1 protein-coding gene is annotated in these 1087 nt (G+C 65.4%); it reads right to left on the bottom strand.

Annotated features, from left to right (window positions below):
• Nucleotides 1-1087: branched-chain amino acid ABC transporter permease (locus tag HF577_RS37195; RefSeq protein WP_211175441.1), on the bottom strand; the 1087-nt coding region annotated here is incomplete at both ends.

The raw sequence follows: 1087 nt of genomic DNA, 5'->3' as shown, positions 1-1087 counted from the left end.
GCGCGGCGGTGCCGGTCGGGCACCAGCCCCTGCGGCCGGAACCGCATGATCAGAATCAGGGCGATACCGAACAGCAACAACCGGTAGTCGGAGAACTCCCGCAGCTTCTCCGGCAACACGAACAGGATCGACGCCCCCAACACCGCACCCGGGATCGTGCCCATCCCACCCAGAATCACCGCAGCCAGCAACGTCACCGACTCCAGGAACCGGAAACTCTCATACGACACCGTCGCGGTCTTGTGCGCGAAGAACGCCCCCGCGAACCCCGCCAACGTCGCCCCGATCAGGAACGCCAAGATCTTGATCGGACCCGTCCGGATCCCCATCGCCCGGGCCGCGTCCTCATCCTCCCGGATCGCGATCCACGCCCGGCCCAACCGCGAACTCTTCAAGTTCGCGAACACCAACATGACCGCAGCCACGATCAACACGATCAACACGTAATACAAGACACCCGGCGCCAACCGCAGCCCACCGATGACCAACGCATCGTTGAAGTCGTTCCCGAACAACGACACCGGCGGAATCCCCGGGATCGCGTTCGACCCACCCGTCAACCCACCGATGTTGTTCTGCGCACTCCGCACGAAGATCTCACCGAACGCCAACGTCACGATCGCCAGATAATCCCCACGCACCCGCAGCGTCGGCGACCCCACGATCGCCCCGAAGATCCCCGCCACCACCGCCGAGATCACCATCACCAGCGGGAACGGCAACTCGATCCCCACCTGCGACGCAGCCGCACCCGACAGGTTCGCCGCCACGAACGCCCCGATACCGAGGAACGCGACGTACCCCAGGTCCAGCAACCCGGCCAGACCCACCACGATGTTCAGCCCGATCGCCGTGGCCGCATACACCCCGATGTTCGCCGACACCGTCAACCAGTACTCACTACCCGCACCCGTCAACGGCAACAACAACGCCGCGATCAGCAACACCGCCACGCTGAACACCCGATGCCGCTCCGACACCGCACCCACCCAGGTCAGCAGGCCCGAGGCGTGCAACGCCCCCAACAGCCCACCGACCGCACCCAGGAACGACAGGAACACCGCACCCGAGTAGACGTTCGCCGCGC

This window comes from Pseudonocardia xinjiangensis, assembly GCF_012911925.1.
GTDB lineage: Bacteria > Actinomycetota > Actinomycetes > Mycobacteriales > Pseudonocardiaceae > Pseudonocardia > Pseudonocardia xinjiangensis.
This window is presented reverse-complemented; position numbering and strand designations above follow the sequence as displayed.